Source organism: Rhodovulum kholense, assembly GCF_003053725.1.
In the GTDB taxonomy this organism is placed as follows: Bacteria; Pseudomonadota; Alphaproteobacteria; order Rhodobacterales; family Rhodobacteraceae; genus Rhodovulum; species Rhodovulum kholense.
In genome coordinates, this window is record NZ_QAYC01000003.1 from 257,449 (window position 1) to 279,813 (window position 22,365).

The window sequence follows — 22,365 nt, forward strand, 5'->3', positions numbered from 1 at the left end:
GCCGGATTGGCGCGATCTGTCGCAGCCAGGCGATTGGAATCCCGTCCAATTTCTGGGCGATGGCAGCGCTGGCGCCCAAAAGGGCAGCAAGGCGACGGGCGGCGGAGCGAGTCGCAGGCGCCTCGCCCGCTCTCCGCGTGGCGATGCCGCGTCGGCCCCGGGACCGAAGGCCGGGCCGGGCGCGGCGGGGATCAGAGGAACAGGAAGTCGTCGATCACGACGAGATCGCTGTCGACGCCGATCAGCTTGAGCTGGTTGCCGCCCGCGATCCGCACCACGGCATCGCCCGCGACATCCAGCACCTTCACATCGGTGGCGCTCGGCCCCTCGCCAAGCACGATCCTGTCGACCCCGACCTCGAAGTCCTGCACGCGGTCGTAGCCGGTATTGGCATCCAGCACGAAGCGATCCGCCCCGGCCCCGCCGCAGATCCGGTCGTTGCCCGGGCTGTCGCGGAAGGTGTCGTCGCCCGCGCCGCCACAAAGCTGGTCATCGCCCCAGGCGCCGTCGATCAGGTTGTTGCCGGCATTGCCGGCGATGACATTCGAGCGGCCGTTGCCGATGGCCGCCAGATCGTCGTTGCCCAGCAGGTCGAGCCGCTCGATCTCGCGCCCGAAATCGCGCAAGGCCAGATCGACCGAGGCCAGCACCCGGTCGGTGCCGCCGTCCTCGAGCTCGACGACGCGGTCACCGGGATCGTTGACGACATAGGTATCGTCGCCCGCGCCGCCGACCATCAGGTCGGCCCCCGCGCCGCCGTCGAGGAAATCGTTGCCGTCATTGCCGTAAAGCGCGTCGCGGCCGTCCTCGCCGCGCAGCGTGTCGTCGCCGGTGCCGCCCGCCAGCGTGTCGTCCCCCTCGTAGCCCGCCAGAACGTCGTTGCCCGCGCCGCCGTCGAGCACGTCTTCGCCTGCATTGCCGTGCAGCCGGTCGCGGCCCGCGTCGCCCCGCAGAGCATCGTCGCCGTCGCTGCCGAAGATCAGATCGTCGCCGTGGCCGCCAATCAGTCGGTCGTCGCCGTCCAGCCCGTTCAGCCGGTCGTCGCCGCCCCCGCCGGTCAGCAGGTCCGCCTCCGCCGAGCCGTCGCTGAAGACCGGCAGCGCCGGGCTGTAGCCCAGCGGTTCGCTCACCGCCCCGGCCCAGTCGGCGAGTGCGGGAATTGCGGCCGTGGTCCGGGCCATCACCAACCGGATCACCTGATGATCCTCGCTCAGCGTCAGCCGCAGCGTGTCGCCCGTGATCTGCGGCACCAGCGCCTGCCGCAGCCCGGTTTCGTAAAGCCGCGCCTCGGGGCTTTCGTCGGCCCCGGGCGTGTCGGGCACCCCGTAGCGCGTGCGCCAGTCGGGGGCGAGGTCCGAGGTCAGGCTTTCGGCCCAGACATGGGCGAAACCGCCCGCGATGCCGCCAAGATCGAGCTGCACCTCGACCGGCCCCCCCGCGCCAAGCGCGCCCGCCGTTAGAAAAACGACGATCCGGTCCTCGGCCTCGAAGACGTAGCTTTGCACCGCTGCCGCGTCGGCAGCCTCGTCGGCGGGGGCCGACACCAGCCGGGTGCCGATCAGGCTTTCGCTCATCATCCGCATCATGTCGGCGGCGACGAAGGTTTCGAACCGGTCCGACAGATGCCCGGCATGGCCCATGTCGATCCCGTAGACGGCGCCCCGTTCAAGCCCGAGCGCGGCGTAGCTGGCCAGCGTCTCGAGCATCAGCCGGGCCTGGGCCAACCCGTAGTCGCGTGCGGCAAGGCCCGCGTCTAGCGCCACCGCCTGCCCGTCGGGGCCGGTGACGACGCCGCTTTGCCAGAAGGTCTCGAAGCCCACGTCGCCGCGCGCGTCGAGGTCGATGGAGCCGGGGTCGATTTCCACCCCGAAAAGCCGCGCCTGGGCCGCGACATACTGATCGAGCGCCTCGCTCCGGGTCTGGCTGTCGACGGTCCAGGCCGACAGGAACAGCGTCGGCGCGGACCCGCCCGCCGCCTCGACCGCGTCGCTCCAGGCGGCCAGAGCCTCGGCCGCCGCCCCGGCGCGCTGATCGGCGCCGGCATAGTCGGGGGCAAAGCGGTGCACCACCAGCTCGTCGATCTGGGCCAGCGCAAGCGGAGTCATCCGGCCCCTGATCGCGGCGTCTTCGGCCGCCGTCCGGCCCGCCTGGACCGCGACCGAGACATCGACGAGGCCGGGATTGATCGCGGCATCGAAGACCGCGCGCGACACCTCTTCGGCGGCGGCATTGGCGAGCTGGCCATAAAGCGCGGGGGCGTCGGCAAGGCTGTCCTGGGCGTAATATTCGTTGCCGAGTTCGAGGGTGAATTCCCGCGGCAACGGGCCGAATTCGCCGCCCAGAAGCCGCGCCATGAACCCGGCCACCGCGGCGCGCAGCCCGGCCTCGTCCCCGGCATAGGCCGCAAGCGGCAGGATCATCGAGAAGCTGGCATCGACCGCGCTGGCATGGGCCAGCATCTCGGTCAGCCCGGCGCGATGCGCGGCGGGGGCCACGAAATCGTCGAAGGCAAAGCCGTAGCGGTCGGCCCGGGTCTCGGCGAGCGTGCCGCCGGGCCAGCGGATCGCCTGCAACCCCATGGCCTGACAGGCCGCGTCGAACCGCGCGAGATTGTTGTAGGAAAGATAAATCCCGCCGAAGGCATCGCGGTCCAGCGCGCCGGACAGAAAGCCGGTGCCGGTCTGCAGCGACAGGGAGACGGTGCGGTCGGGCATCGGGCGGACCTCCTCGCAGTCTTTTGCGGTCTAGCAGCGCGGGGCTGGGTTCGGATCGTGAATCGCGGAACCGCAGAGTTTCCAGTCTTGCAACAATTCCGCGGCCGGGCCGCAAGGCCGATCTTGCGGCGGCGCTCGGCCGGGCTAGACTGGGCGCATGGACACGCCCTCCGATCTCTGGACCGCCCGGTCTGGCCGCGACCGCGATGACGGGCCGGTGCCGGTCGTCATCGGCTGCGATGTAACGGCGCCTGTTGGCACGGTTCTGCTGGTGCATGGCCGCAACGGCGCTCCCGATCAGCCGCAGATCGTCGAGATCGCCGAGGCCTATCTGGCGCGCGGCTGGCGCGTCGTGGCACCGGAACTGCCCAATTCCATCGCGCTGCCCGCCTCGGGGCCGGCCGACCGGCTGACCATGGACGGGCTGCGCCGGGCCGCGGCCGAGGTCATGGTCTGGACCCGCGCGCGCTGGCCGGACGCGCCGCTGGCGCTGGCGGGCCACAGTCTGGGCGGCTTCGCCATCGGCCATCTGGCCGCCGATCTGGGCGACCCGCATCATGTGCTGGGCGCCTCGCCGGTGCTGTCGGGGGCGCGGCTTCTGGCGGCGCGCGTGGCCATGGGGCCGCCTGCTGTCGCCGCGCTGGAGCGCGAGGTGCCCCTGATGCGCGCGGGCATGGAGGCCGAGGATGCCGCGCCCGCGCTGGCCCGGGTCGCGGCGCCCTTGGGCGTGATCACCGGGGCCGAGGACGGGATCGTGCCGCTGGCCGATGCGCGCGCCTATTTCAACGCGGCGCCGAACGGGCGGTTCTTCGGGGCGCTGCCCGGGCAGAACCATTGCCCGGCAGGCCCCGACGTGGCCGCGATGCTGGGCGTCGCGCTGGCCGCGCTGGGCGCGTGAGCGCGGGGCCGGACCCGGACTGGGTCGCGGCCCGGCGCGAGGCGGCCGCGCGGGCGCTGCGCCGCGCGGTGTCGGCCACCGGGCTGTCGCGCCACCGCGCGGGCTTCGGCTGGACGGTGGTGCCCGCGCGGGGGTCGATCCTGGCCTCGACACGGGTGGCCTCATGGGACCCCGAGCCCGACTATTTCCACCACTGGACCCGCGATGCGGCCATTGCGCTTGCCGCCATTCCCGAGGCGATGGCGGCCGAGCCCAAGGCGGCGGCGTTCTGGCGGCAGGCGGTGGCCGATCATGTCCGCTTTTCTCTGGCGATCTCGGACCCCGACCGGCGGGGACCGCCGGTCAACCCGTTGAAAGACAGCGCGACCGAGGCCTTCCGGCCCTATCTGCGCCCCGATGCCGAGCTGGCCGCCCTGACCGGCGCCGCCTGGTTGGCCGAGCCGCGCTGTGCGGCCGATGGCGGCCCCGATCTCGAACGCTGGGGGCGGCCGCAATACGATGGACCGGCGCTCAGGGCGGCGGCGCTGATGCGGCTGGGCGCGGCGATGCCCGAGGCGCGAGGTCCGGAGGCCGACCGGCTGATCGCGCGCGATCTCGACTTCACGCTGGCGATGGCCGGGGCGCCCTGCCTCGGCCCCTGGGAGGAAGAGCCCGCCCGGCGCAGCGGCTTCACGCTGATCGCGCAATGGGATGCGCTGGAGCTGGGGGCACGGCGTCTCGGGCGGGCGGATCTGGCCGGGGCGGCCGAGACGGTCGCCGATCTGATTGCCGAAGCCGCCGATCCGGTCTCGGGCGGCTGGCGCGAAAGCCTCGAGGTGGCGCCGGACACGCTCGATGCCGCGACGGTGCTGGCGCTGGTGCAGGCCGGGCGGAGCGATGGCCCCTTTGCCCTGACCGCGCCCCGGACCCGGGCCACCATGGCGGCGCTCGAGACGCTGTTTGCCGGGCTTTATCCCTTGAACCACGGCCGCGCGGCCCCCGCGCTGGGGCGCTGGGCCGAAGATGTCTTCTGCGGCGGCAACCCGTGGTTCCCGGTCACGCTGGGCTTTGCCGAGGCGCATTACCGGATCGCGGCGGCGACCGGCGACGCGGCCGAGTTCGGCCGGGCCGAGGCGTTGATGGCGGTGGTCGAAGACCTCGCGCCCGAGGGGGACGACCTGCCCGAACAGGCCGACCGCAGGACCGGCGCGCCAACCTCCTGCCTCGGGCTGACCTGGTCGGCGGCGGCCTTCCTGATGGCGGCGGCGGCCCGCGATCAGGCGCTGGCGGCCAGATAGGGCGCGGAAAAGCCCAGCCGCAACAGGCCCCGCCGGATCTCGGGGCGGCCCGAGACCAGCCGCCAGATCAGCCCCGAGCGGTGGTTTTCCAGCCCCACGACAATCGGGCCCTGATCGATGGCCAGACGGCTTTCCGCGACCCATTCGCCGCCGGGGCAGAAGGCATCGACAAAGCCCGCCTCGCCCCAGATCCTCTCGCCCAGATCGTCGTGCAGATGGCGCAGAACCGGCATCGCCTCGGCGGGGGCGTAGGCGAAGGACGACAGCGCCGCCGTGGGGGTGATGACGCCGGTGTCATGGGTGGGCGAATGGGCGGCATAGCCCTTGGGGTCGTCGCTGGCCGTGAGGCCCCAGCACGCGGCGCCATAGCCCGTATGGCCCCTGGGGTTCGCCAGGCAATGGGCGCGGTTGACCAGCGCATGGGCGCGGGCCTGGGCGCCGTAATCGGCATAGGCGTCGGTCAGCCCGCGCGGGTCGATCCCGAGGAAGGGATATTGCGACAGGAACAGCGGCCCGCCCCAGTCGGGACCCAGCGGCAGGACCGTGCCATCATAGCTGCGGCCGTTGAGGAAGGTGGGCGTCCGGACCCAGCTTTGGTGATAGCTTTCGGGCGGGATCGGATGGGTGTCCGACCCGGCGCCCAGGACGAAGACCGGCATCGCCTCGTTCCAGCCCCGGATCGGCAGGGCGTTCGGGGCAAAGGGCCGGTCGGGATGGCGGTGCCACATCACCGCGCCATCCTCGCGCAGATGCGCGGCCCAGTTCACCGCGTCGAAAAGCGCCTCGATCCGGGCGCCGATCCCGGGGGCCTCGGTGAAGAAGGCGGCGGCGCCCAGCAGGCCGGTCATCAGGAAGGCGGTCTCGACCAGATCGCCGCCATCGTCGCCCGCCATGAAGGGCAGGACGCGCCCGGTCGCGCCATGCAGGAAATGCGGAAAGACCCCGTCGAAGCGGTCGGCGGTCTCCAGAAACCCCACCAGCCGTTCGACGCGGTCGAGGATCTCGCGCCGGGGGCGCCAGCCGCGCTCGGCCGCGACGATCTGGGCCAGAAGCCCGAAGCCGGTGCCGCCGGTGCAGACCGTGTCTTCGATGTCATAGCCGAAGGCCCCGGCGCTGCGTTCGCGGGCCATGCCGCTGACCGGATGGCTCCAGTCGAGGAAATACCCCGCCGTCGCCTGTGCGATGCGGTCGCGCAGCGCGGCATCGTCCAGGCCGCGGATCACGCCCGCCATGTCAGCTCTACCGGACGGGTGTCGCGGCTGTTCGGCCCGACATGCAGCACGATCCGGCCCGGGTCGCGGACCCAGCGCGCGGTTTCGAGCGAGGGCGCCAGCGGATAGCGCGCCAGGTCCGCCCCGATCTCGAAGACGAGCTCGCGGGCCTCGCCCGGTGCCAGATCGACCTGGCGGAACGCCACCAGATGGCGGGCTGGGCGGGTGATCCGCGCCTCGGGGTCGGACAGGTAGACCTGAACTGTCTCGGTCGCGGGGCGGGGGCCGGTATTGGTCAGGGTTACGCTGAGGCGCACCCGGTCCTCCGGCCCGGCGTCGGTCGCAGACAGGCGCGGGGGGGCGTAATCGACCTCGGTATAGGACAGCCCGAAGCCGAACGGGTAAGGCTGGCGGTCGCCCGACAGATCCAGCCAGCCGGTGCGGAACTTGACGAAGCGGCCGGTCCAAGGGCGGCCGGTCGGGTCCTCGGCATGGCAGACCGGGGTCTGGCCGGGGGCGGCGGGCAGGGTGACGGGCAGCCGCCCCGAGGGTTCGGCGCGGCCGAAGATCAGATCGGCGACGCCCTCGGGCCCGGCGATGCCGCCATGCCAGGCATAAAGCAGCGCGCCGCAACGCCCGTCCACGCCACCCAGCGCCAGCGCCCGGCCCGCGAAGACCGCGACGACCAGCGGCGTGCCGGTGGCGGCAAGTGCGTCCAGCAGACGGCGCTGCGGCGCGGGCAGGTCGGGGCAAAGCCGCGACGAGGATTCGCCCGCATGTTCCTTGGCCTCGCCCAGCGCCACCACGACGATATCGGCCGCCTGCGCGACCGCGACCGCCTCGGCCAGCATCTCGGCCTCGGGGCGGGGGTCGCGGGTCACAGTGACGCCATGGACGTTCAGCCGGTCGATCAGCCAGTCCTCCTCGACCAGATTGCAGCCCGGGGCATGGGCGGGCGGGTGTCCGGCAATGGCGGTCATGGCCTCGAAAAGCGGCGTAACGTCGGCGGCCCGCCCCGAGACGGCCCAGGTGCCCAGCATGTTGGCCCGGTCCCGCGCCAGCGGCCCGATCAGCGCCACCCGCGCGCCCGGATCGAGCGGGAGGAGTCCGTCGTTTTTCAGAAGTACCGCCGAGCGGGCGGCGGCCTTGCGGGCCAGCGCCCGGCCCTCGGCCCGGTCGGGCGCGGCGGGCGTGCCGGTCAGCTTGCGCCAGGGATCGTCAAGCAGCCCGAGCCGCGCCTTGAAACCCAGCACCCGGGCGCAGGCGCGGTCGATCAGGGCGCGCACCCGCTCGGCCGGGACGGACAGCCCGGCCTCGGGCGCGTCGAGCCCGGCCTCGGCCAGGGCGGGCAGATGGGTGAGGTAATCCTCGCCCACCATGTCCATGTCGATGCCCGCGGCCAGCGCGCGCAGCACGACCGTTGCCGGGCTGCCCAGCCCGTGGGCGGTCAGCTCGCGGATGCCGGTATAGTCCGACACGACCAGCCCGTCGAAACCGGTCTGGCCGCGCAGCCAGCCCTCGATCAATGGCTCATGGGCATGCATCGGCAGCTTGTTGACGGCGTTGAAAGCGGCCATGACCGACACCGCGCCCGCCGCCACACCTTGGGCGAAGGGCGGAAGGTAGATCTCCAGCAGATCCTCCCAGGCCAGCGAGGCATTGTCGTAGTCGCGCCCCGAAAGCGGCGCCCCATAGGCCACGAAATGCTTGAGGCAGGCCGCGACCCGGCCCGGACCTGCGGGGTCGTCGCCCTGCAGGCCGCGGGTCATAGCGGCGGCGATGGCGCCCGCCAGATGCGGGTCCTCGCCCGGGCTTTCGGCCATCCGCCCCCAGCGCGCGTCGCGGGAGACGTCGATCATCGGGGCATAGACCTGATGCAGCCCCTCGGCCGAGGCCTCGGCGGCGGCGAAACCGGCGGTCGCCTCGATCAGCGCCATGTCCCAGCTCGCGGCCAGCGCGATCGGCAGCGGAAAGACGGTGCGGTGGCCGTGGATCACGTCTTCGGCGAAGAACAGCGGGATCTTGAGGCGCGAGCCCGCCAGAGCCCGGTCCTGCAGGCCCCGGGCCGAGGCCAGCGACTTGGTACCGAAGATCGCGCCGACCTGTCCCGCATCGAGCCGCTTGGCCAGCGGCGTTGCGGTGGCGGCGCCGGTCACCAGGCCTTCGCCCGCGGCCAGCAGGTTCAGCTGGCCGATCTTTTCGGCCAGCGTCATCTGCGCCATCAGCCGGTCGACGGTCTCGCCGCCGCGTCTGCGGTCCATGCGCATTCCCCCTTGCGCCGGTGGCCTTTCCGGCTACTCCGCGGCGTGGCGGGCGGCGGCCAGACCCGGCGCCAGCACCGGACGGACCTGTCCGACGCCCCCCGCAATGTCGAGCACCGCGGCATAGAAGGGGCGGCCGTCCGGGTCGTAGGGCGCGGTTTCGCCATGCAGTACCGCGATCACCGCGGTCCGTGGCAATTCCTCGCACAGCGCGTCGTGGAAATCTACCGCAGCGTTTGCGTCAAGCGCCGAGGTCGCCTCGTCCAGCAGCAGGATATCGGGGCGCGTCAGCAGGATGCGGGCCAGCACGAGGCGCTGTTTCTGCCCGCCCGACAGCACGGTGCGCCAGGTCTTGCCGTGATGCAGGTCGTGATGGAGCGAGGTGATGAACTGCCCAAGCCCGGCCCGGTAGAGCACGCGCGCGACCACCAGATCGCCGTGCTTCTCGGGAGCTTCGGGGTAGCAGACCAGCGTCTTGAGGCTCATCCGTTCGGGCAGGTCGGGCTCTTGTCCCGCAAAGAACATCCGCGCGCCCCCGGCCAGCGAGACCCGGCCCTCGCCATAGGGCCAGAGCCCGGCCACGGCCTTGAGCAGGCTGCTTTTGCCGCAGCCATTGGCGCCGCGCAGATAGATCCGGTCGCCGCGCCCGAGCCGCAGGCGCGGCACGGTCAGGAAGGGTTCGGCATCGTGGCCGCGATGGCACAGCGCCAGATCCCGGATCTCGACCAGCGCGCCTCGGGCGTCGCGGCGCCGGTCGAAGCGGCTGATCCCGGTCTCGGCATAGAAGTCCTGGCGCGCGCGAACCCGCTCGACCGCGCGGGCCAGTTCGGTCAGCCGCCCGGCATTGGCGCGCAGCGTCGCGATTTCTGGCATCACGTTGATGAACCACGAAAGATCGCCGATCAGCCCGGCGGTCAGTTCGCTGCTGGCGGCGAAGGTCTTGAAGCTCATATGCCCGGCCATGAAGGCGGGCAGGGCGGGCAGATAGGCCAGAAGCCGGTGCGACAGGAAGTTGTAGAGATCGGTGAACAGCATCATCGCCGCGCCCAGACTGTTCTGCCGGCCCCAGGTCCGGTCGAGTGCTGCATAAAGCCGGGCATTGATCCGGCGCTGGGCCCGTTCCCCGCGCGAGGCGGCGATCTGCCCGACCCGGTGCAAAAGCCCGCCCAGCTCGCCCCGCCAGGCGCCGTCGCGGCGCTGGCGCTGCAGCTTCTGGCGTTCGAGGATGCGCCCGAGCCGCCAGGCGATCCAGGTGATCGCGGGCACGTAAAGCAGGATCAGCCCCGCGACCAGCAGGGCCGTGCCATGGGCGCCGGGCACCAGGTCGATGCGGGCGGCGAGGGCGGGGCCGACCTGGGCCTCGATCCAGGCATTGGCCGAGGCGCCCCAGCGGTCGAGCTGCGGCACCGGCTGGCTGCGTTCGAGGATTGCGGCCGAGACGAACCAGACCGAGGTGATCGCGCCCCACAGCCCCATGGTCAGCCCGATCAGCCCGCCGTAAAGCCCGATCGAGCATTCGTCGATCCGCTGGTCGATGGCATCGGGCAGGCGGGCGCCGCGCTCGGTTTCGCTGCGGTCGCTCATCAGATCGAGCGCGATGCGTTCGTCGGCCAGGATCGCCGCGTCGAAGCGGCCGACCAGCCAGGCGCGGGCACGGCGGTGAAGCGTCGTGGACAGGAAGTGGCGACAGGCGACGCCGCAAGCCCGCGCGGCGTAGATCCCGACCAGGGCCGCGGCGGCGGTCAGCAGGACCTCGGCCGGGTCGACGCCCGCCTCGGCGCGATGGAAATTGGCAAGCGCGGCGAGGAAATCGGCGCTGGAGGTCGCGACCCAGACGCTGGCCTTGCTCAGAAGCGTCGTCAGGCCGAAGACCACGATGGTCAGGACCCAGGCCTCTTTCCAGCGGGAGGAGACCCAGTAGGCTGTCACCAGCCCCCAAAACCCAGTCAGTTTACTCACAACCGCTCTCGCCTCGTTCGCGCGCACCTTCCCCGCGACGTGCCAGCCCCTTTCAGGCGGCCGCCCGGACAAGACGCCCTTGATTGTTTGTGTGACGCGAGGGGGGCCGGATGGCTCACCTTTCCGAATGCGCCGCGATAACTGTCGGCGAAAAGCCGCCGAAAGTCCAAAAAATTCTCTCTTCGAAACGTGGATAATTCCCTACCCGGGGGCAGGGTGGCCGTCGTCGCGCCCGGCCGGGGTCGCGTGGGCGCCGGGTCGGTCGGTCCCGGAGAATCTGAAATGACTTATTTGCAAGTGGTTAGATGTGGGTGATTTGAAATGGCCGGATGATTCCAATTCGGTGAAGATGTTGCTTATTTATCGCGTTCCGGTTGTCAATGGCGATTGCCGCCGCAGTCGGGGGCTTGACGCCTTTTGCGGGCCCGGCTGGCGACCGGTCGGGCACAAAGACCCGCGGCGCGCGACCGCTGGCCAATCCTGCGCCGGTCCTGCGCCGGTCGGGAGGGACGTGGCGGGGCCGAGACGCGACGGGCGCGTCCCGGGGCTCGGGCGTCAGATCGACTTGAGATATTCCAGCAGGGCGCGCTTGTCCGCGTCGCTCAGCGCCGTGCCGTAGTCATGGCCGCAGCGGCTGTTGCCGGAACTGATCTGGTCGCAGCCGGTGGTCTCGATCACATGATCGAAGGCGGTCTGCCCTGCGGCCATGCCGACCGCGTCGATGTCATAGGCGGGGCCGGGCGTGAAGGCGGCGGTGCGCTCGGCGGGCGGGGTCAGCAGATCGCGCAGCGTGGGGACCGAGCCGTTATGCAGATAGGGTGCGGCCGCCCAGATCCCGTCCAGCACCCGGGATTCGTAGGCGCAGGCCGGGGCCGCCGTTTCAAGCGTGACGCCGTCCGGTCCGCTGGACGGGAAGGCGCCGCGCAGGTCGTCGAACCTGCCCATGAAGTCCGCGTCGTTGGCAAGATCGGCGCGGGCGGCCGAGGCGAGGTCGCTTGTCGGGCGAAAACCGGTGGCATGCTGGATGATCGCCCCGATCACCGACAGCCCGAGCAGGTCGAAGGCGGCGGCCTCGGCGCCGAGCGTCTTGCCCGACAGCGGCACCTTGGCGCCCTCCAGAACGCCGGTCTTGGCGGTGCGGGTCAGGATCTCGCATTCGCGTTCGTCGGTGCCCGCAGGCAGGATCGGCGTCGCCCAGGTCGAATGGAAGATCGACCGGAACGCGCCCTGTTTCTTGCCATGGCACTCGACGCAGCCGCCCTGGTCGGTCGCGCGGTCGAAGACGGTGCGGCCCTGCTCGGCCAGATCCTCGTCCAGCGCCCAGGGCCAGCGCGGCGCGCCGATCTTCCAGATCGCGTCCTCAAGCGATTTCAGCCCCTCCCAGTTCGCCGAATTGTCGGTGACATAGTCGCGGTCGAACAACAGCCCCGGTTTTGCCGTCGGGTGGAACTCGCCGAAGACGCCATAGACCTCGCCCAGATTGCGGGCGAGCCCCAGAAGGTCGTTGCCATTCTCGGCAAAGCCCGGCCATTGGGTCATGTCCTGACGCGCCGCGTTCCACAGGAACGGATAGCGCGTGGGCGCATCGGCGATCAGGATGTTCTCGGGGATCAGATAGGCGTCTTCGGGCGCCCCCAGATCGAGCCCGGTCAGCCGGTTGAAGATCATCGACACCGCATCGAGCCGGGCCGGACCCCAGGCCGGATCGGGCAGCGAGCCCGCGATGAGGGTGTGAAACCGCTTGCTCCAGATCTCGAGCTCGGCACGCAGGTCGGCGCGGTCGCCATCGCCGCCCGCCACCTTGTCGGCGAAGGCGTCGAAGGCCGCGTCATCGGCCAGCACCGCCAGCACCGCGGCGTCGAGATCCGCGAGGAAGCTCTGGAAATCGACGATGGCCGGGCCGCCGTCGATCCGGTAGGCGGTGCCGCCGACCTCGATCTGGCGGGTATGGCAGGCGGCGCAGGTCATGCCGATGGCGGTGCCGTCGGGGCTGTCATTGGTGGTGAAGCCGACCGGCAGGGTCGCGTCGTCGTCGCGGTCGGGCATCGGCAGATAGCCGTAGCGCGCCAGACTGTCCGCCAGGAACGGCGTCCCGTCGGGCCCGGTCAGCGCCTGCATCCAGGCCAACGGCATGATCCGCGAGCCCTGATCCTGGGTGTAGAAGGCCGAGCGCAGCGCGCCGGTCCAGCTGTCGCCCTGATCGACATAGACGGTCTGGGCCCCGAGGGGGGCTGCGGCGGACAGAAGGAAAGCGGAAAAGACGGATCGAGCAAACATTTGGTCCTCCCAAGGTAGAATGCTTTCGATCCTCTCATTCCTTGCGTGTGGTTTCCACAAGTTTCCGCTACGTCAAGAATGGCGCCGTCGGGCCGGGCCTTGCGTCAGGGGGCGGCGGTCCCGGCCCCGGGCCGGGCGCTGCCCGGTTCGGCGACGATCTGCACGACCCGGCCGAAGACCGGCAAGGGCGTGGCCCCGTCGCCGATGCCAAGCACCCCAAGCCGCGCCAGCCGCCCCTGCAACAGCGCCTCGATCCGGGTCAGGGCCTCGGGGTCGAGCTGGTCCAGCACGTCGTCCATCACCAGCCAGTCGGGACAGCGCAGCAAGGCCCGGGCGAAGACCAGACACTGCTTGTCGCTTTGGCCCAGAAGCTGGTCCCAGCGCCCCGACTCGCCCAGCGCGGCGGCCAGATGCCCAAGCCCCACCGCGTCGAGCGCCGCCACCATCTGATCATGGCCATAACGGTCGGCTGGTTTGGGGTAGCACAGCGCCAGATCGAGCCGCCCCGGCGGCACATAGGCCCGGGTCGGCAGGTACATCACCCGATCGGGCGGCGGCATCGCGATGCGCCCCTCGGCCCGGGTCCAGAGCCCGGCCAGCGTGTCGAACAGCAGCGTCTTGCCCGACCCCGAGCCGCCATGCAGCAGCACCCGCTCGCCCGGGGCGACGGTGACGTCAGGCGGATCGAGCCGAACCCCCACATGCGGGGTCACGACATGGAGCCCCGCAATCTCGATGCGGCCCGCGTCCTCGCGCCGGACGATCCGGGGGCCGTCCGCTTCGGCCGCAGCTTCGGCGCGGTCGACCGCCAGCACCGCGCGGTGAAAGCTCGTGACCCGGAAGAGCGTCGCGCGCCAGGTCGCGATCACGGTGAAATTGCTGACGAACCAGCGCAGCGACCCCTGCACCTGAGTGAAGGCGCCTGCCACCATCATCAGCTCGCCGATGCTCATGTCCGAGGTGAAATAGAAAGGCGCGGCCACCAGGATCGGGGCGACCAGCGTGAACCAGCCATAGCCCGCCGTCACCCAGGTCAGGTTGGCGGTGGCCAGGATCACCGCCTCGACGATGCCGACGACGCCCGCGAAGCTGGTTTCGATCCGCGAGGTTTCGGCCCGCTCGCCGCGTTCGAGCGCGATCCGCCCGGCGGCCTCGCTGATCCGGACCAGATCGAAGCGCAAGACCGCCTCGCGGGCGGATTCCTCGGCCCGAAGCGCCACCAGCGGCCGGCCGACGCGCCAGCTGAGCCAGGAGGCCGCGACCGCGTAGAACAGCGCGCACCAGACCATGAAGCCCGGGATTTCATGGCTTTGGCCGCCGAAACTCAGGCTGAACCCCTCGGATTTCTGCCAAAGGACACCGATGAACGACCCCAGAAGCAGCGTCGCCTGAAACAGCCCGATCCCCAGCGCCGCGCTGAGATCGGCCAGCTGGTCGACATCGGCCTGCAACCGCTGATCGGGGTTCTCGCCGATCTTGCCCGCCCGCGACAGCCGCAGCGCGCGGCCCGGCGCCATCCAGTCGCGCACCAGCGCCCGGAAAAGCCCGCGCCTCAGCGTCAGTTTCATGGTCTGGTCCAGCCAGAGCTGGCTGACATTCAGCACCAGAAGGATGCCCGCCAGCACCGCGAAGACGCCAAGCTGGGTCACGAAGGCCGCCATGTCCTTGCGGGTGAGGGCGTCGTAGAAGGGCTCGTTCCAGGCGTTCAGCCGGATCTGCATATAGGCGGTCAGCCCGATCACGCAGACCAGCGCCGCCACCAGAAGCGCCGCCCGCCGCCCGAAGCCCGAACTGCGGAACAGACCCAGCGTGTCGCGGATCTGTGCCGACAGCCGCTCGGGCGGGGCCGCCGTCGCGGTCCGCTCAGCCAAGGTCCTGCGCCCGTCCATGGGGGGTCTTGCTCACCTGCGATCTCCTCTGGGTCGGGTCCGCGCGTGCCTTTTCCGATACGGGCGGCGGGCGGGGTTCGCAAGCGTCGGTCGCGTCCGGCGGGCGCCGGGCGCCGGGGGCTCAGCGCGCGAGCGTCAGCAGGGCGTCGAGGTCCAGATCGGCCTCGATCTCGTCGGCCAGACGGTCGAGCGCGGCCTCGACCCGGTCGGGGCCGGCCTCGGCGGCGGTCGCGCCCATCGCCGCGAGCCAGGCTGCGCGGAACCCGTCGGCGCCGAAAAGCCCGTGCACATGGCTGCCCCGGATGCGGCCATCGGCCGAGACCGCGCCTTCGGGCTGGCCGTCAAGCCGCAGCCAGGGCCGGTCGGTTCCCGGCCCCGAGACGCGCCCGGCATGGATTTCATAGCCGGTGACGCGGGCGCCGCTGATCGCATCGCGCGTGTCGACCGCAACGAGCCGCTTGTCGCCGGTCATCACCGTCTCGATGTCGAGAAGCCCGAGCCCCGGCGTCTCGCCCGGCGGTCCCTCGATGCCTTCGGGGTCGCGCACGACGCGGCCCAGCATCTGATAGCCCGCGCAAAGCCCCAGCACATGCCCGCCCCGGCGCAGATGGGCGCGGATGTCGATGTCCCAGCCCTCGGCCCGAAGCGCCTCGAGCGCGGGCCGCGTGGTCTTCGACCCCAGCAGGATCACCGCATCCGCATCGCCCGGCACCGGCTGGCCGGATTTCAGCCAGCGCAGGTCCACGTCGGGCTCTGCCGCCAGCGGGTCGAGATCGTCGAAATTGGCGATCCGGGGCAGTTCGGGGACCGCGATCACCAGCCGGCCGGCCCGGCCGCCGCGCCGCCCGAGTCCCAGCGAATCTTCCTCGGGCAGGGCGCGCGCGGCCTCGGACCAGCGCAACAGCCCCAGCACCGGCCAGCCGGTCTCGGCGCGGATCTCGGCCGCGGCAGGGGCGAAGACGGCCGGATCGCCGCGGAATTTGGTCACGATGACGCCCGCGACCCGCGCCCGCTCGGCCTCGGTCCAGAGCCGGTGATGGCCGATGGCGGCCGCGGTCACGCCGCCGCGCGACTCGTCGCCCAGAAGGACGGCGGGCAGATCGGCGGCCTCGGCCAGCCCCATGTTCGAGATGTCCTGCGGGCGCAGATAACGTTCGGCCCCGCTGCCCGCGCCCTCGACCAGCACCAGATCATGGGCCTCGGACAACCGGTTCAGACTGGCCACGACCTCGGCCCGCAAGGTCGGTTTCAGCGCCTGATAGGCGCTGGCCGACTGCCGCCCCAGCACGCGGCCGCGCAGCACGACCTGACAGTCGATGTCTGTCTCGGGCTTCAGCAGGACCGGGTTCATGTCGACCGACAGGGCCACGCCCGCCGCGCGGGCCTGCAGCGCCTGTGCCCGGCCGATCTCGCCGCCATCGGCGGTCACGGCGGCGTTGTTCGACATGTTCTGCGCCTTGAAGGGCGCGACTTTCAGCCCGCGCCGGGCATAGGCGCGGGCCAGCCCCGCGACCAGCAGGCTTTTCCCCACGTCCGAGCCGGTGCCCAGAACCATGAGCCGCCGGGCGGTCATCGGGCCAGCGTCAGCAGGGCATCGAGATCGAGATCGGTCTCGAGCTGGTCGGCCAGCGCATCCAGCGTGGCCTCGATCCGCGCGGCATGGTCAAGCCCCGAGGCGCGGCCCCCCATCGCCGTCAGCCAGTGCCGCCGGAACCCGTCGGCGCCGAAGATCCCGTGCACATAGCAGCCCATCACCCGCCGGTCGGCCGACAGCGCGCCCTCGGGATGGCCGTTCAGCATCAGCCACGGCCGCTCGAGCCCCTGACCGCGGGTCACGCCCATATGCATCTCGTAGCCGGTGACCCGGGCGCCGCTGACGGTGTCGAGCGCGTCGACCTCGGCCAGCCGCTTCTCGGGGCCGATCTCGGTCTCGATGTCGAGAAGCCCCAGCCCCGGCGTCTCGCCCGGCGGGCCCTCGAGGCCCTGCGGGTCGCGGACGGTGCGCCCCAGCATCTGGAAGCCCGCGCAGATCCCCGCCACGCGCCCGCCATGGCGCAGATGCGCGAGGATGTCGATGTCCCAGCCATTGGCGCGGAGCGAGTCGAGCGCGGGCCGCGTGGTCTTGGACCCCGGCAGCAGCACGACATCGGCCTCGGCCGGGATCGGCTCGCCGGGCCGGACCCAGCGCAGATCGACGCCCGGTTCGGCCGACAGCGGATCGAGATCGTCGAAATTGGCCATCCTTGCGATCAGCGGTACCGCGATCACCAGCCCGTGCCCGCCGCCCGAAGCGGGCCGTTCCAGCGCCAGCGCATCCTCGGCGGGCAGGCGCGAGGCCTCGTCGAACCAGCGCGCGACCCCCAGAAGCGGCCAGCCCGTGATCTCGGCGATGCTGCGGCAGGCCGGGTCGTAAAGCGAGAAATAGCCGCGGAACTTGTTCACCAGAAAGCCCGCGACGCGCGCCCGCTCGGGTTCGGTATGCAGCAGCCAGGACCCCACGACAGCGGCCATCGCGCCGCCCCGGTCGTTATCGGTGACCAGCACTACCGGCAGGTCGGCGGCCTCGGCAAAGCGCATATTGGCGATGTCGCTCTTGCGCAGATAGGTCTCGGTGCCCGAGCCCGCGCCCTCGACCAGCACCAGATCGGCTTCGGCGGCGATGCGGTTGAAACTGTCCATCACCGCGGGCAGGAGCTTCGGCTTGAGTTCGTGATAATGGCGCGCGGGCCAGTTGCCGAGCGCGCGGCCCCGCAGCACCACCTGCGAGCCGACCATGGCCTGGGGTTTCAGCAGCACCGGGTTCATGTGGATCGAGGGAGGCAGGCCCGCCGCCCGGGCCTGCAGCGCCTGGGCCCGGCCGATCTCGCCCCTCGGGGCCTCGCCGTCGGGGCCGGGGGGCAGGTCGCTGTCGGCGGCAACGGCGGCGTTGTTCGACATGTTCTGCGCCTTGAAGGGCGCCACCTTCACGCCCCGCCGCGCATAGGCGCGGCAGAGCCCCGCGACCAGCAGGCTCTTGCCCACGTCCGAACTGGTGCCCTGGAACATCAGCGCCTTCGCCCGGCGCGGCGGGGCAGGATCGAGCATCGGCACCGAAATCTCGGGCATCGGCGGCGCGGCGTCGTCGGGGGGCAGGTCGGAAGGCGGGCTCGGGGTCCTGTGGGATGTCATCGGGGCTCCTGCGGCGTTCGGCAGGGGTGTCGGACGGGCCTTTCCGGATGTCAAGCGCGGCTCAGAACTCGACGCCGGGCTGGCCCTTGATGCCCGACCGGAACGGGTGCTTGACCAGCGTCATCTCGGTGACCAGATCGGCCGCCTCGATCAGCGCCTCGGGGGCGTTGCGGCCGGTCAGCACGACATGGGTCAGGGGCGGCTTTTCGGCCTGCAGGAAGGCCACCACGCGGTCGGCATCGAGATAGCCGTAGCGCAGCGCGATGTTGATCTCGTCCAGCAGCACCATGCGGATGGCGGGATCGCGGATCAGCTCTTTCGCCTTTTCCCAGCCTTTTTCTGCGGCGGCGATGTCGCGGGCGCGGTCCTGGGTTTCCCAGGTAAAGCCCTCGCCCATGGCATGGAACTGGCAGAGATCGCCGAAATGCGAGGTCAGAAGCCGCCGCTCGCCCGTGTCCCAGGCGCCCTTGACGAACTGGACCACGGCGCAGGGCATCTGATGGGCGATGCAGCGCAGGATCATCCCGAAGCCCGAGGAAGACTTGCCCTTGCCGGTGCCGGTATGCACGAGGATCAGCCCCTTCTCGCCGGATTTCCCGGCCATGATCTTGTCGCGCGCGGCCTTCTTCCTGGCCATCTTGGCGGCATGGCGGGCGTCGTCGGCAACGGTATCGGCGGTCTCGTCGGTCATGGGGGCTCCTTGCGCGTGTCGGGGACAGCTTAGCGGGCGGGGGCCCAGCGTCAAACCCGGGCCGCGCGGCGGTCGTGCCGATTGACAAGTCCCGAGCCGCTTGCAATGACGGAGGCGTGACCGGTTCGCCCGGGCCCCGAGGGTCCGGACGTGAAAAGGGAACGCGGTGCGCCCCCGCAAGGGGCAAGTCCGCGGCTGCCCCCGCAACTGTAAGCGGCGAGCACGGCTGAGAACGCCACTGGGGATACCCCCCGGGAAGGCCAGCCAAGCTGAGACCCGCAAGCCAGGAGACCTGCCGGCCGCCCGTTTTCCCGCAAGGGAGGCGGTTTCCACCGGACGCCGGGGTGCGCGTCTGGCCCGGATCGGCCGCGTTGCGACCCGTTCGAGCCTCTCATCCCCTCGTCCTTTCACCCGCGGCCTGTCCGGCCGCCCCTGTTGAAAGGCAACGACCTTGATCTTCCACGGCAATCTCGTAACCGCCGCGCTGGCCCTGACCCTCGTTCCCGGGGTGGCCGCCGCGCATTTCCAGCTGGCCTATACCGAAGAAAGCCTGATCGACGCGCCCGGCGACGTGCCGGTCAAGCTGATCTTCTGGCACCCGCAGGAAAGCGGCCCGGTCATGGACATGGGCGAACCGCTGGAATTCTACGCCATCCATCGCGGCGAGAAGATCGACCTCAAATCCAGCCTCAGCCAGACCGTGTTCCGCGGTCCGCTGAACGAGGCCGTCGCCTGGGACGGCAGCCTGCCGGTCAAGCGGATGGGCGACTACGTGCTGGTGACGGTGCCCGCGCCCTATTACGAGGACTCCGAGGATATCTACATCCAGCAGATCACCAAGACCTATCTCAATCGCGGCCAGATGCCGACCGACTGGGACAGCGCGCAGGGGCTGAAGGCCGAGATCGTGCCGCTGGTCAAACCCTATAACGTGATCGCGGGCTCGACCTTCACCGGGCGGGTGCTGTCGGCGGGCCAGCCTGTCGCGGGTGCCGAGATCGAGATCGAATACATGGCGGCCGAGCCCGACATGGCCACGGGCGCGCCCAAGCCCGCGACCGCCGGGCCGCTGCCGGGTGGCGCGATCGTGGCCGTGTCGGACGAGAACGGCTATTTCACTTTCGGCGTGCCCAAGGCAGGCTATTGGGGCTTTGCCGCGCTGGGCGTGGGCCCCGATACCGCGTTCGAGGGCAAGGAGCTCAGCCAGGATGCGGTGCTCTGGATCCGCGCCTTCGATCTGAAATAGGGGCGGGCCCATGCATATCGTGGACGGGGCGCTGGCGGCGCCCGTGGTGATCGGCGGCGCGGTGCTGGCGGTGGGGGGCGTGGCGCGCGGATTGCGCGATCTGACGCTGGAAAAGATCCCCGCTGCCGGGATGCTCTCGGCCAGCTTCTTCGTGGCCTCGCTGATCCATGTGCCCATCGGCCCGTCCTCGGTGCACCTGATCCTGAACGGTCTGGCCGGGCTGGTGCTCGGCTGGGCCGCCTTTCCGGCGCTGTTCGTGGGGCTCTTGCTGCAGGCGGTCTTTTTCGGGTTCGGCGGGCTGACGGTGCTGGGGGTCAATACCCTGAACATCGCGCTGCCCGCGGTGATCGTGCATTATCTCTGCCGCCGGGGTCTTGCGCGCGGCACCCCCCGGATCGCCGCGCTTTGGGCCGGGATGGGCGGGGCGCTGGCCATCGCGCTGACGGCGCTTGGCGTCGGTCTCGCGCTGGCGCTGTCGGGCGAGGCCTTCCTGCCCGCCGCCCGGCTGGTCTTTCTGGCCCATATCCCGGTGATGGCGGTCGAGGGTCTTCTGACCGCCGCCGCCGTCTATCTTGCCGCCCAGGTGAAGCCCGACCTCTTCGCGACAGTTCAAGGACCCCAACGATGATCCGACCCCTTGCTTTGACCCTGGCGCTTGCGATGGCGCCGCTGCCTGCGCTGGCCCACAAGGTGATCGGCGGGGCCTATGCCGACGGCGCGCTGATCGAGGGCGAGATCGGCTTTTCGAATGGCGACATGGCCGCCGATGCCCTGGTCGAGGTCTTCGACCCGGCGGGCACCCGGCTGGGCGAGACCCGGACCGATGGCGACGGCATCTTCACCTACCGCCCGACCGCCGCCGTCGCCCATGTCTTCCGCGCCGATCTGGGCGCGGGCCATGTCGCCGAATTCACCCTGAGCGCCGATGAGGTCGCCGCGATCCTCGACAGCCCCGCCGCCCGGGCCGCCGCCGAAACCGGGGCCGCCCCTGGCACGGGGGACGAAACCGGCGCGGGCAATCCCTCGACCTTCCCCCTGGATCGGGCGCCCGCCGGGGCAGCCTCCGGAGCGCTGGCGGCGGTGCCGCTGGTCGCCGCGCCGGGGCTGAGCGACACCGACAAGGCCGAGATCGCACGGATCGTCCGCGACGAGATGCGCCCGCTCCGGCGCGAGATCGCCGCCTATCGCGAACGGAACGACCTGCAGTCGATCCTGGGCGGGATCGGCTATATCGCGGGGCTCTTCGGGCTTGGCTTCTACATCGCCGCGCGCCGGCGTCTGAAGGGATAGGGGCATGTCCGACATCCTGATGCAGGACCGCGCCGGGCCGGAGGGCGCCGCGCTCGACGCGATCGATCCCCGCGCGCGGCTGATCGGGGCGGCGGGCTTTGCCTGCGTGACCGTCGCCTGTTCCTGGCTGCCGCTGCTGCTGGCCGCGCTGATCCTTGCCATCGCCTTTATGACGCTGTCGGGGCGGGCGGTCGGCCCGACGCTGCGGCGGATGGCGGCGATGGACGGGTTCATCTTCCTGCTGATCGCCATGCTGCCCTTCACCACGCCCGGCGATCCGGTCTTCACGCTTTTGGGATTTGCCGCCTCGCGCGAGGGGATCGTCCATTCGGCCGAGATCCTCTTGACCGCCAATGCCGTCGTTCTGGCGCTGCTGTCGCTGGCGGGCACGCTGGAACCGGCGGTGATGGGGCAGGCGCTGCACCGGCTGGGCACGCCCGAGAGGCTGGTGCATCTGCTGCTGTTCACCATCCGCTATATCGAGGTGCTGCGCGCCGAACACCTGCGGCTGCGCCGGGCGATGAAGGTCCGGGGCTTCCGGCCGGGCACGTCCTGGCACAGCTATCGCAGCTTGGGCTATCTGGTCGGCATGATGCTGGTCCGCGCGGTCGAACGGTCCGAACGGGTGCTGGCGGCGATGAAATGCCGGGGCTTTTCGGGCCGGATGCCGGTCCTCGCTGCCTTCGCCTACGGGCCGCGCGACGCGGTCTTCGGCGCGGGGCTGGGGGCGATCCTCATCGCGATGCTGGTTGCCGAGGTCGCCCATGGCGCTTTTTGACCTCGACGGGCTCGTTTTCGGCTATCCCGGCCGGCCCAGGATCCTGCAAGGCGCGAGCCTGACCCTCGAGGCGGGCCAGCGGCTGTCGATCGCGGGCGCGAACGGGTCGGGCAAGTCGACGCTTCTGCAGCTGATGGTGGGGCTTCTCGTCCCGCAATCGGGGCAGATCCGGGCCTTCGGGCAGGAGCGCCGGGCCGAGCCCGACTTCCACGAGGTGCGCCGCCGGGCGGGGCTGGTGTTTCAGGACCCCGACGATCAGCTGTTCTGCCCCACCGTGGCCGAGGACGTGGCCTTCGGGCCGCTCAATCTGGGGCTTGGGCGCGCGGCGGCGATGGAGCAGGTCGAGGCGGTTCTGACCCGGCTTGACCTCATGCATCTGAAGGACCGGGTCACCCACCGGCTGTCGGGCGGCGAAAAGCGGCTGGTCAGCCTTGCCGCCGTGCTGGCGATGGAGCCCGAGGTGCTGCTTCTGGACGAGCCGACCAATGCGCTGGATGAAGAGAATGCCGAGCGGCTGGTCGCGATCCTGCAAGGCTTGCCGCAGGCCATCCTGCTGGTGACCCATGACGCAGAGATGCGCGCGCGCATCGCGCCCGAGGGAATGCGGCTCAGCGCCGGGCGGCTGGTTCCGGCGTAAGCCCTCAGCCCCCGCATCAGCGGTCAGCCCCGGCGTCAGCCGTCAGCCCCGGCGCAAGCGGTCGGCTCC

Annotated in this window: 16 protein-coding genes and 1 riboswitch; of the genes, 7 read left to right on the forward strand and 9 right to left on the reverse strand. The window is 70.9% G+C overall.

Translation table 11 applies throughout. The annotated features are described in order from the left end of the window. Window positions 1-191: 191 nt before the first annotated feature. Window positions 192-2,714, reverse strand: a complete 2,523-nt coding sequence (locus C8N38_RS22110) for a calcium-binding protein (RefSeq protein ID WP_108024889.1) — start codon at window positions 2,712-2,714, stop codon at window positions 192-194. 157 nt (window positions 2,715-2,871) lie between these two features. Between C8N38_RS22110 and C8N38_RS05995 the strand changes: the two genes are divergently transcribed. Then, entirely contained in the window at window positions 2,872-3,612 is a 741-nt protein-coding gene (locus tag C8N38_RS05995) for an alpha/beta hydrolase (RefSeq protein ID WP_108024891.1), read from the forward strand. After that, the gene (locus C8N38_RS06000) at window positions 3,609-4,889 is read left to right on the forward strand and encodes a glycoside hydrolase family 15 protein (protein WP_108024893.1); all 1,281 of its coding nucleotides are present in this window, start codon (window positions 3,609-3,611) and stop codon (window positions 4,887-4,889) included. The genes C8N38_RS05995 and C8N38_RS06000 overlap by 4 nt, the downstream gene beginning before the upstream one ends. Here C8N38_RS06000 and C8N38_RS06005 read toward each other — a convergent pair. From C8N38_RS06005 to cobO, 8 genes are all read right to left on the reverse strand, one after another. Next, entirely contained in the window at window positions 4,868-6,121 is a 1,254-nt protein-coding gene (locus C8N38_RS06005) for a glucoamylase family protein (protein ID WP_108024896.1), read from the reverse strand. The two genes, C8N38_RS06000 and C8N38_RS06005, sit on opposite strands and share 22 nt — an antisense overlap. Next, complete coding sequence (locus tag C8N38_RS06010; protein WP_158272309.1) at window positions 6,109-8,361, reverse strand: glycoside hydrolase family 3 N-terminal domain-containing protein; 2,253 nt, start codon at window positions 8,359-8,361, stop codon at window positions 6,109-6,111. The genes C8N38_RS06005 and C8N38_RS06010 overlap by 13 nt, the downstream gene beginning before the upstream one ends. Window positions 8,362-8,394: 33 nt before the next feature. Then, a complete protein-coding gene (locus C8N38_RS21090) occupies window positions 8,395-10,320 on the reverse strand; it encodes an ATP-binding cassette domain-containing protein (RefSeq protein ID WP_146176231.1) in 1,926 nt (641 codons plus the stop codon). A gap of 555 nt (window positions 10,321-10,875) precedes the next feature. Further along, the gene (locus tag C8N38_RS06020; RefSeq protein WP_108024899.1) at window positions 10,876-12,597 is read right to left on the reverse strand and encodes a di-heme-cytochrome C peroxidase; all 1,722 of its coding nucleotides are present in this window, start codon (window positions 12,595-12,597) and stop codon (window positions 10,876-10,878) included. 104 nt (window positions 12,598-12,701) lie between these two features. Further along, window positions 12,702-14,468: an ABC transporter ATP-binding protein/permease gene (locus C8N38_RS06025; RefSeq protein WP_158272310.1), complete on the reverse strand. Its 1,767-nt coding sequence runs from the start codon at window positions 14,466-14,468 to the stop codon at window positions 12,702-12,704. Window positions 14,469-14,607: 139 nt separating this feature from the next. Then, complete coding sequence (locus C8N38_RS06030; RefSeq protein ID WP_108024903.1) at window positions 14,608-16,059, reverse strand: cobyric acid synthase; 1,452 nt, start codon at window positions 16,057-16,059, stop codon at window positions 14,608-14,610. Then, on the reverse strand, window positions 16,056-17,570 hold the full coding sequence (locus tag C8N38_RS06035; protein ID WP_108025098.1) for a cobyric acid synthase: 1,515 nt from the start codon (window positions 17,568-17,570) through the stop codon (window positions 16,056-16,058). The genes C8N38_RS06030 and C8N38_RS06035 overlap by 4 nt, the downstream gene beginning before the upstream one ends. Window positions 17,571-17,715: 145 nt before the next feature. Beyond that, window positions 17,716-18,345: a cob(I)yrinic acid a,c-diamide adenosyltransferase gene (gene cobO, locus C8N38_RS06040; RefSeq protein ID WP_108024905.1), complete on the reverse strand. Its 630-nt coding sequence runs from the start codon at window positions 18,343-18,345 to the stop codon at window positions 17,716-17,718. A 104-nt stretch (window positions 18,346-18,449) separates the two neighbouring features. Next, window positions 18,450-18,659: riboswitch (cobalamin riboswitch) on the forward strand. Window positions 18,660-18,796: 137 nt separating this feature from the next. Here cobO and C8N38_RS06045 point away from each other — a divergent pair. From C8N38_RS06045 to C8N38_RS06065, 5 genes are read left to right on the forward strand one after another with little or no spacing between them, the layout of a single operon-like run. Continuing rightward, entirely contained in the window at window positions 18,797-19,591 is a 795-nt protein-coding gene (locus C8N38_RS06045; protein ID WP_245895534.1) for a DUF4198 domain-containing protein, read from the forward strand. Window positions 19,592-19,601: 10 nt separating this feature from the next. Next, window positions 19,602-20,219: a cobalt transporter CbiM gene (cbiM, locus tag C8N38_RS06050; protein WP_108024907.1), complete on the forward strand. Its 618-nt coding sequence runs from the start codon at window positions 19,602-19,604 to the stop codon at window positions 20,217-20,219. Next, a complete protein-coding gene (locus C8N38_RS06055) occupies window positions 20,216-20,881 on the forward strand; it encodes a cobalt ABC transporter permease (protein ID WP_170120303.1) in 666 nt (221 codons plus the stop codon). Before cbiM ends, C8N38_RS06055 begins: the two co-directional genes overlap by 4 nt. Before the next feature lie 4 nt (window positions 20,882-20,885). After that, entirely contained in the window at window positions 20,886-21,659 is a 774-nt protein-coding gene (gene cbiQ / locus C8N38_RS06060) for a cobalt ECF transporter T component CbiQ (protein WP_108024909.1), read from the forward strand. Next, window positions 21,646-22,296 (forward strand): energy-coupling factor ABC transporter ATP-binding protein, encoded by a 651-nt coding sequence (locus tag C8N38_RS06065; RefSeq protein WP_108024911.1) that lies wholly within the window; start codon window positions 21,646-21,648, stop codon window positions 22,294-22,296. Before cbiQ ends, C8N38_RS06065 begins: the two co-directional genes overlap by 14 nt. The last annotated feature ends 69 nt before the right edge of the window (window positions 22,297-22,365 follow it).

What these genes read in the sequence shown, in the direction of transcription:
- C8N38_RS22110 (WP_108024889.1), bottom strand. Translation starts at nt 2,714, where the DNA reads ATGCCCGACCGCACCGTCTCCCTGTCGCTGCAGACCGGCACCGGCTTT.
- C8N38_RS05995 (WP_108024891.1), top strand. Translation starts at nt 2,872, where the DNA reads ATGGACACGCCCTCCGATCTCTGGACCGCCCGGTCTGGCCGCGACCGC.
- C8N38_RS06005 (WP_108024896.1), bottom strand. Translation starts at nt 6,121, where the DNA reads ATGGCGGGCGTGATCCGCGGCCTGGACGATGCCGCGCTGCGCGACCGC.
- C8N38_RS06010 (WP_158272309.1), bottom strand. Translation starts at nt 8,361, where the DNA reads ATGGACCGCAGACGCGGCGGCGAGACCGTCGACCGGCTGATGGCGCAG.
- C8N38_RS06020 (WP_108024899.1), bottom strand. Translation starts at nt 12,597, where the DNA reads ATGTTTGCTCGATCCGTCTTTTCCGCTTTCCTTCTGTCCGCCGCAGCC.
- C8N38_RS06030 (WP_108024903.1), bottom strand. Translation starts at nt 16,059, where the DNA reads ATGACCGCCCGGCGGCTCATGGTTCTGGGCACCGGCTCGGACGTGGGG.
- C8N38_RS06035 (WP_108025098.1), bottom strand. Translation starts at nt 17,570, where the DNA reads ATGCTCGATCCTGCCCCGCCGCGCCGGGCGAAGGCGCTGATGTTCCAG.
- cobO (WP_108024905.1), bottom strand. Translation starts at nt 18,345, where the DNA reads ATGACCGACGAGACCGCCGATACCGTTGCCGACGACGCCCGCCATGCC.
- cbiM (WP_108024907.1), top strand. Translation starts at nt 19,602, where the DNA reads ATGCATATCGTGGACGGGGCGCTGGCGGCGCCCGTGGTGATCGGCGGC.
- C8N38_RS06055 (WP_170120303.1), top strand. Translation starts at nt 20,216, where the DNA reads ATGATCCGACCCCTTGCTTTGACCCTGGCGCTTGCGATGGCGCCGCTG.
- cbiQ (WP_108024909.1), top strand. Translation starts at nt 20,886, where the DNA reads ATGTCCGACATCCTGATGCAGGACCGCGCCGGGCCGGAGGGCGCCGCG.
- C8N38_RS06065 (WP_108024911.1), top strand. Translation starts at nt 21,646, where the DNA reads ATGGCGCTTTTTGACCTCGACGGGCTCGTTTTCGGCTATCCCGGCCGG.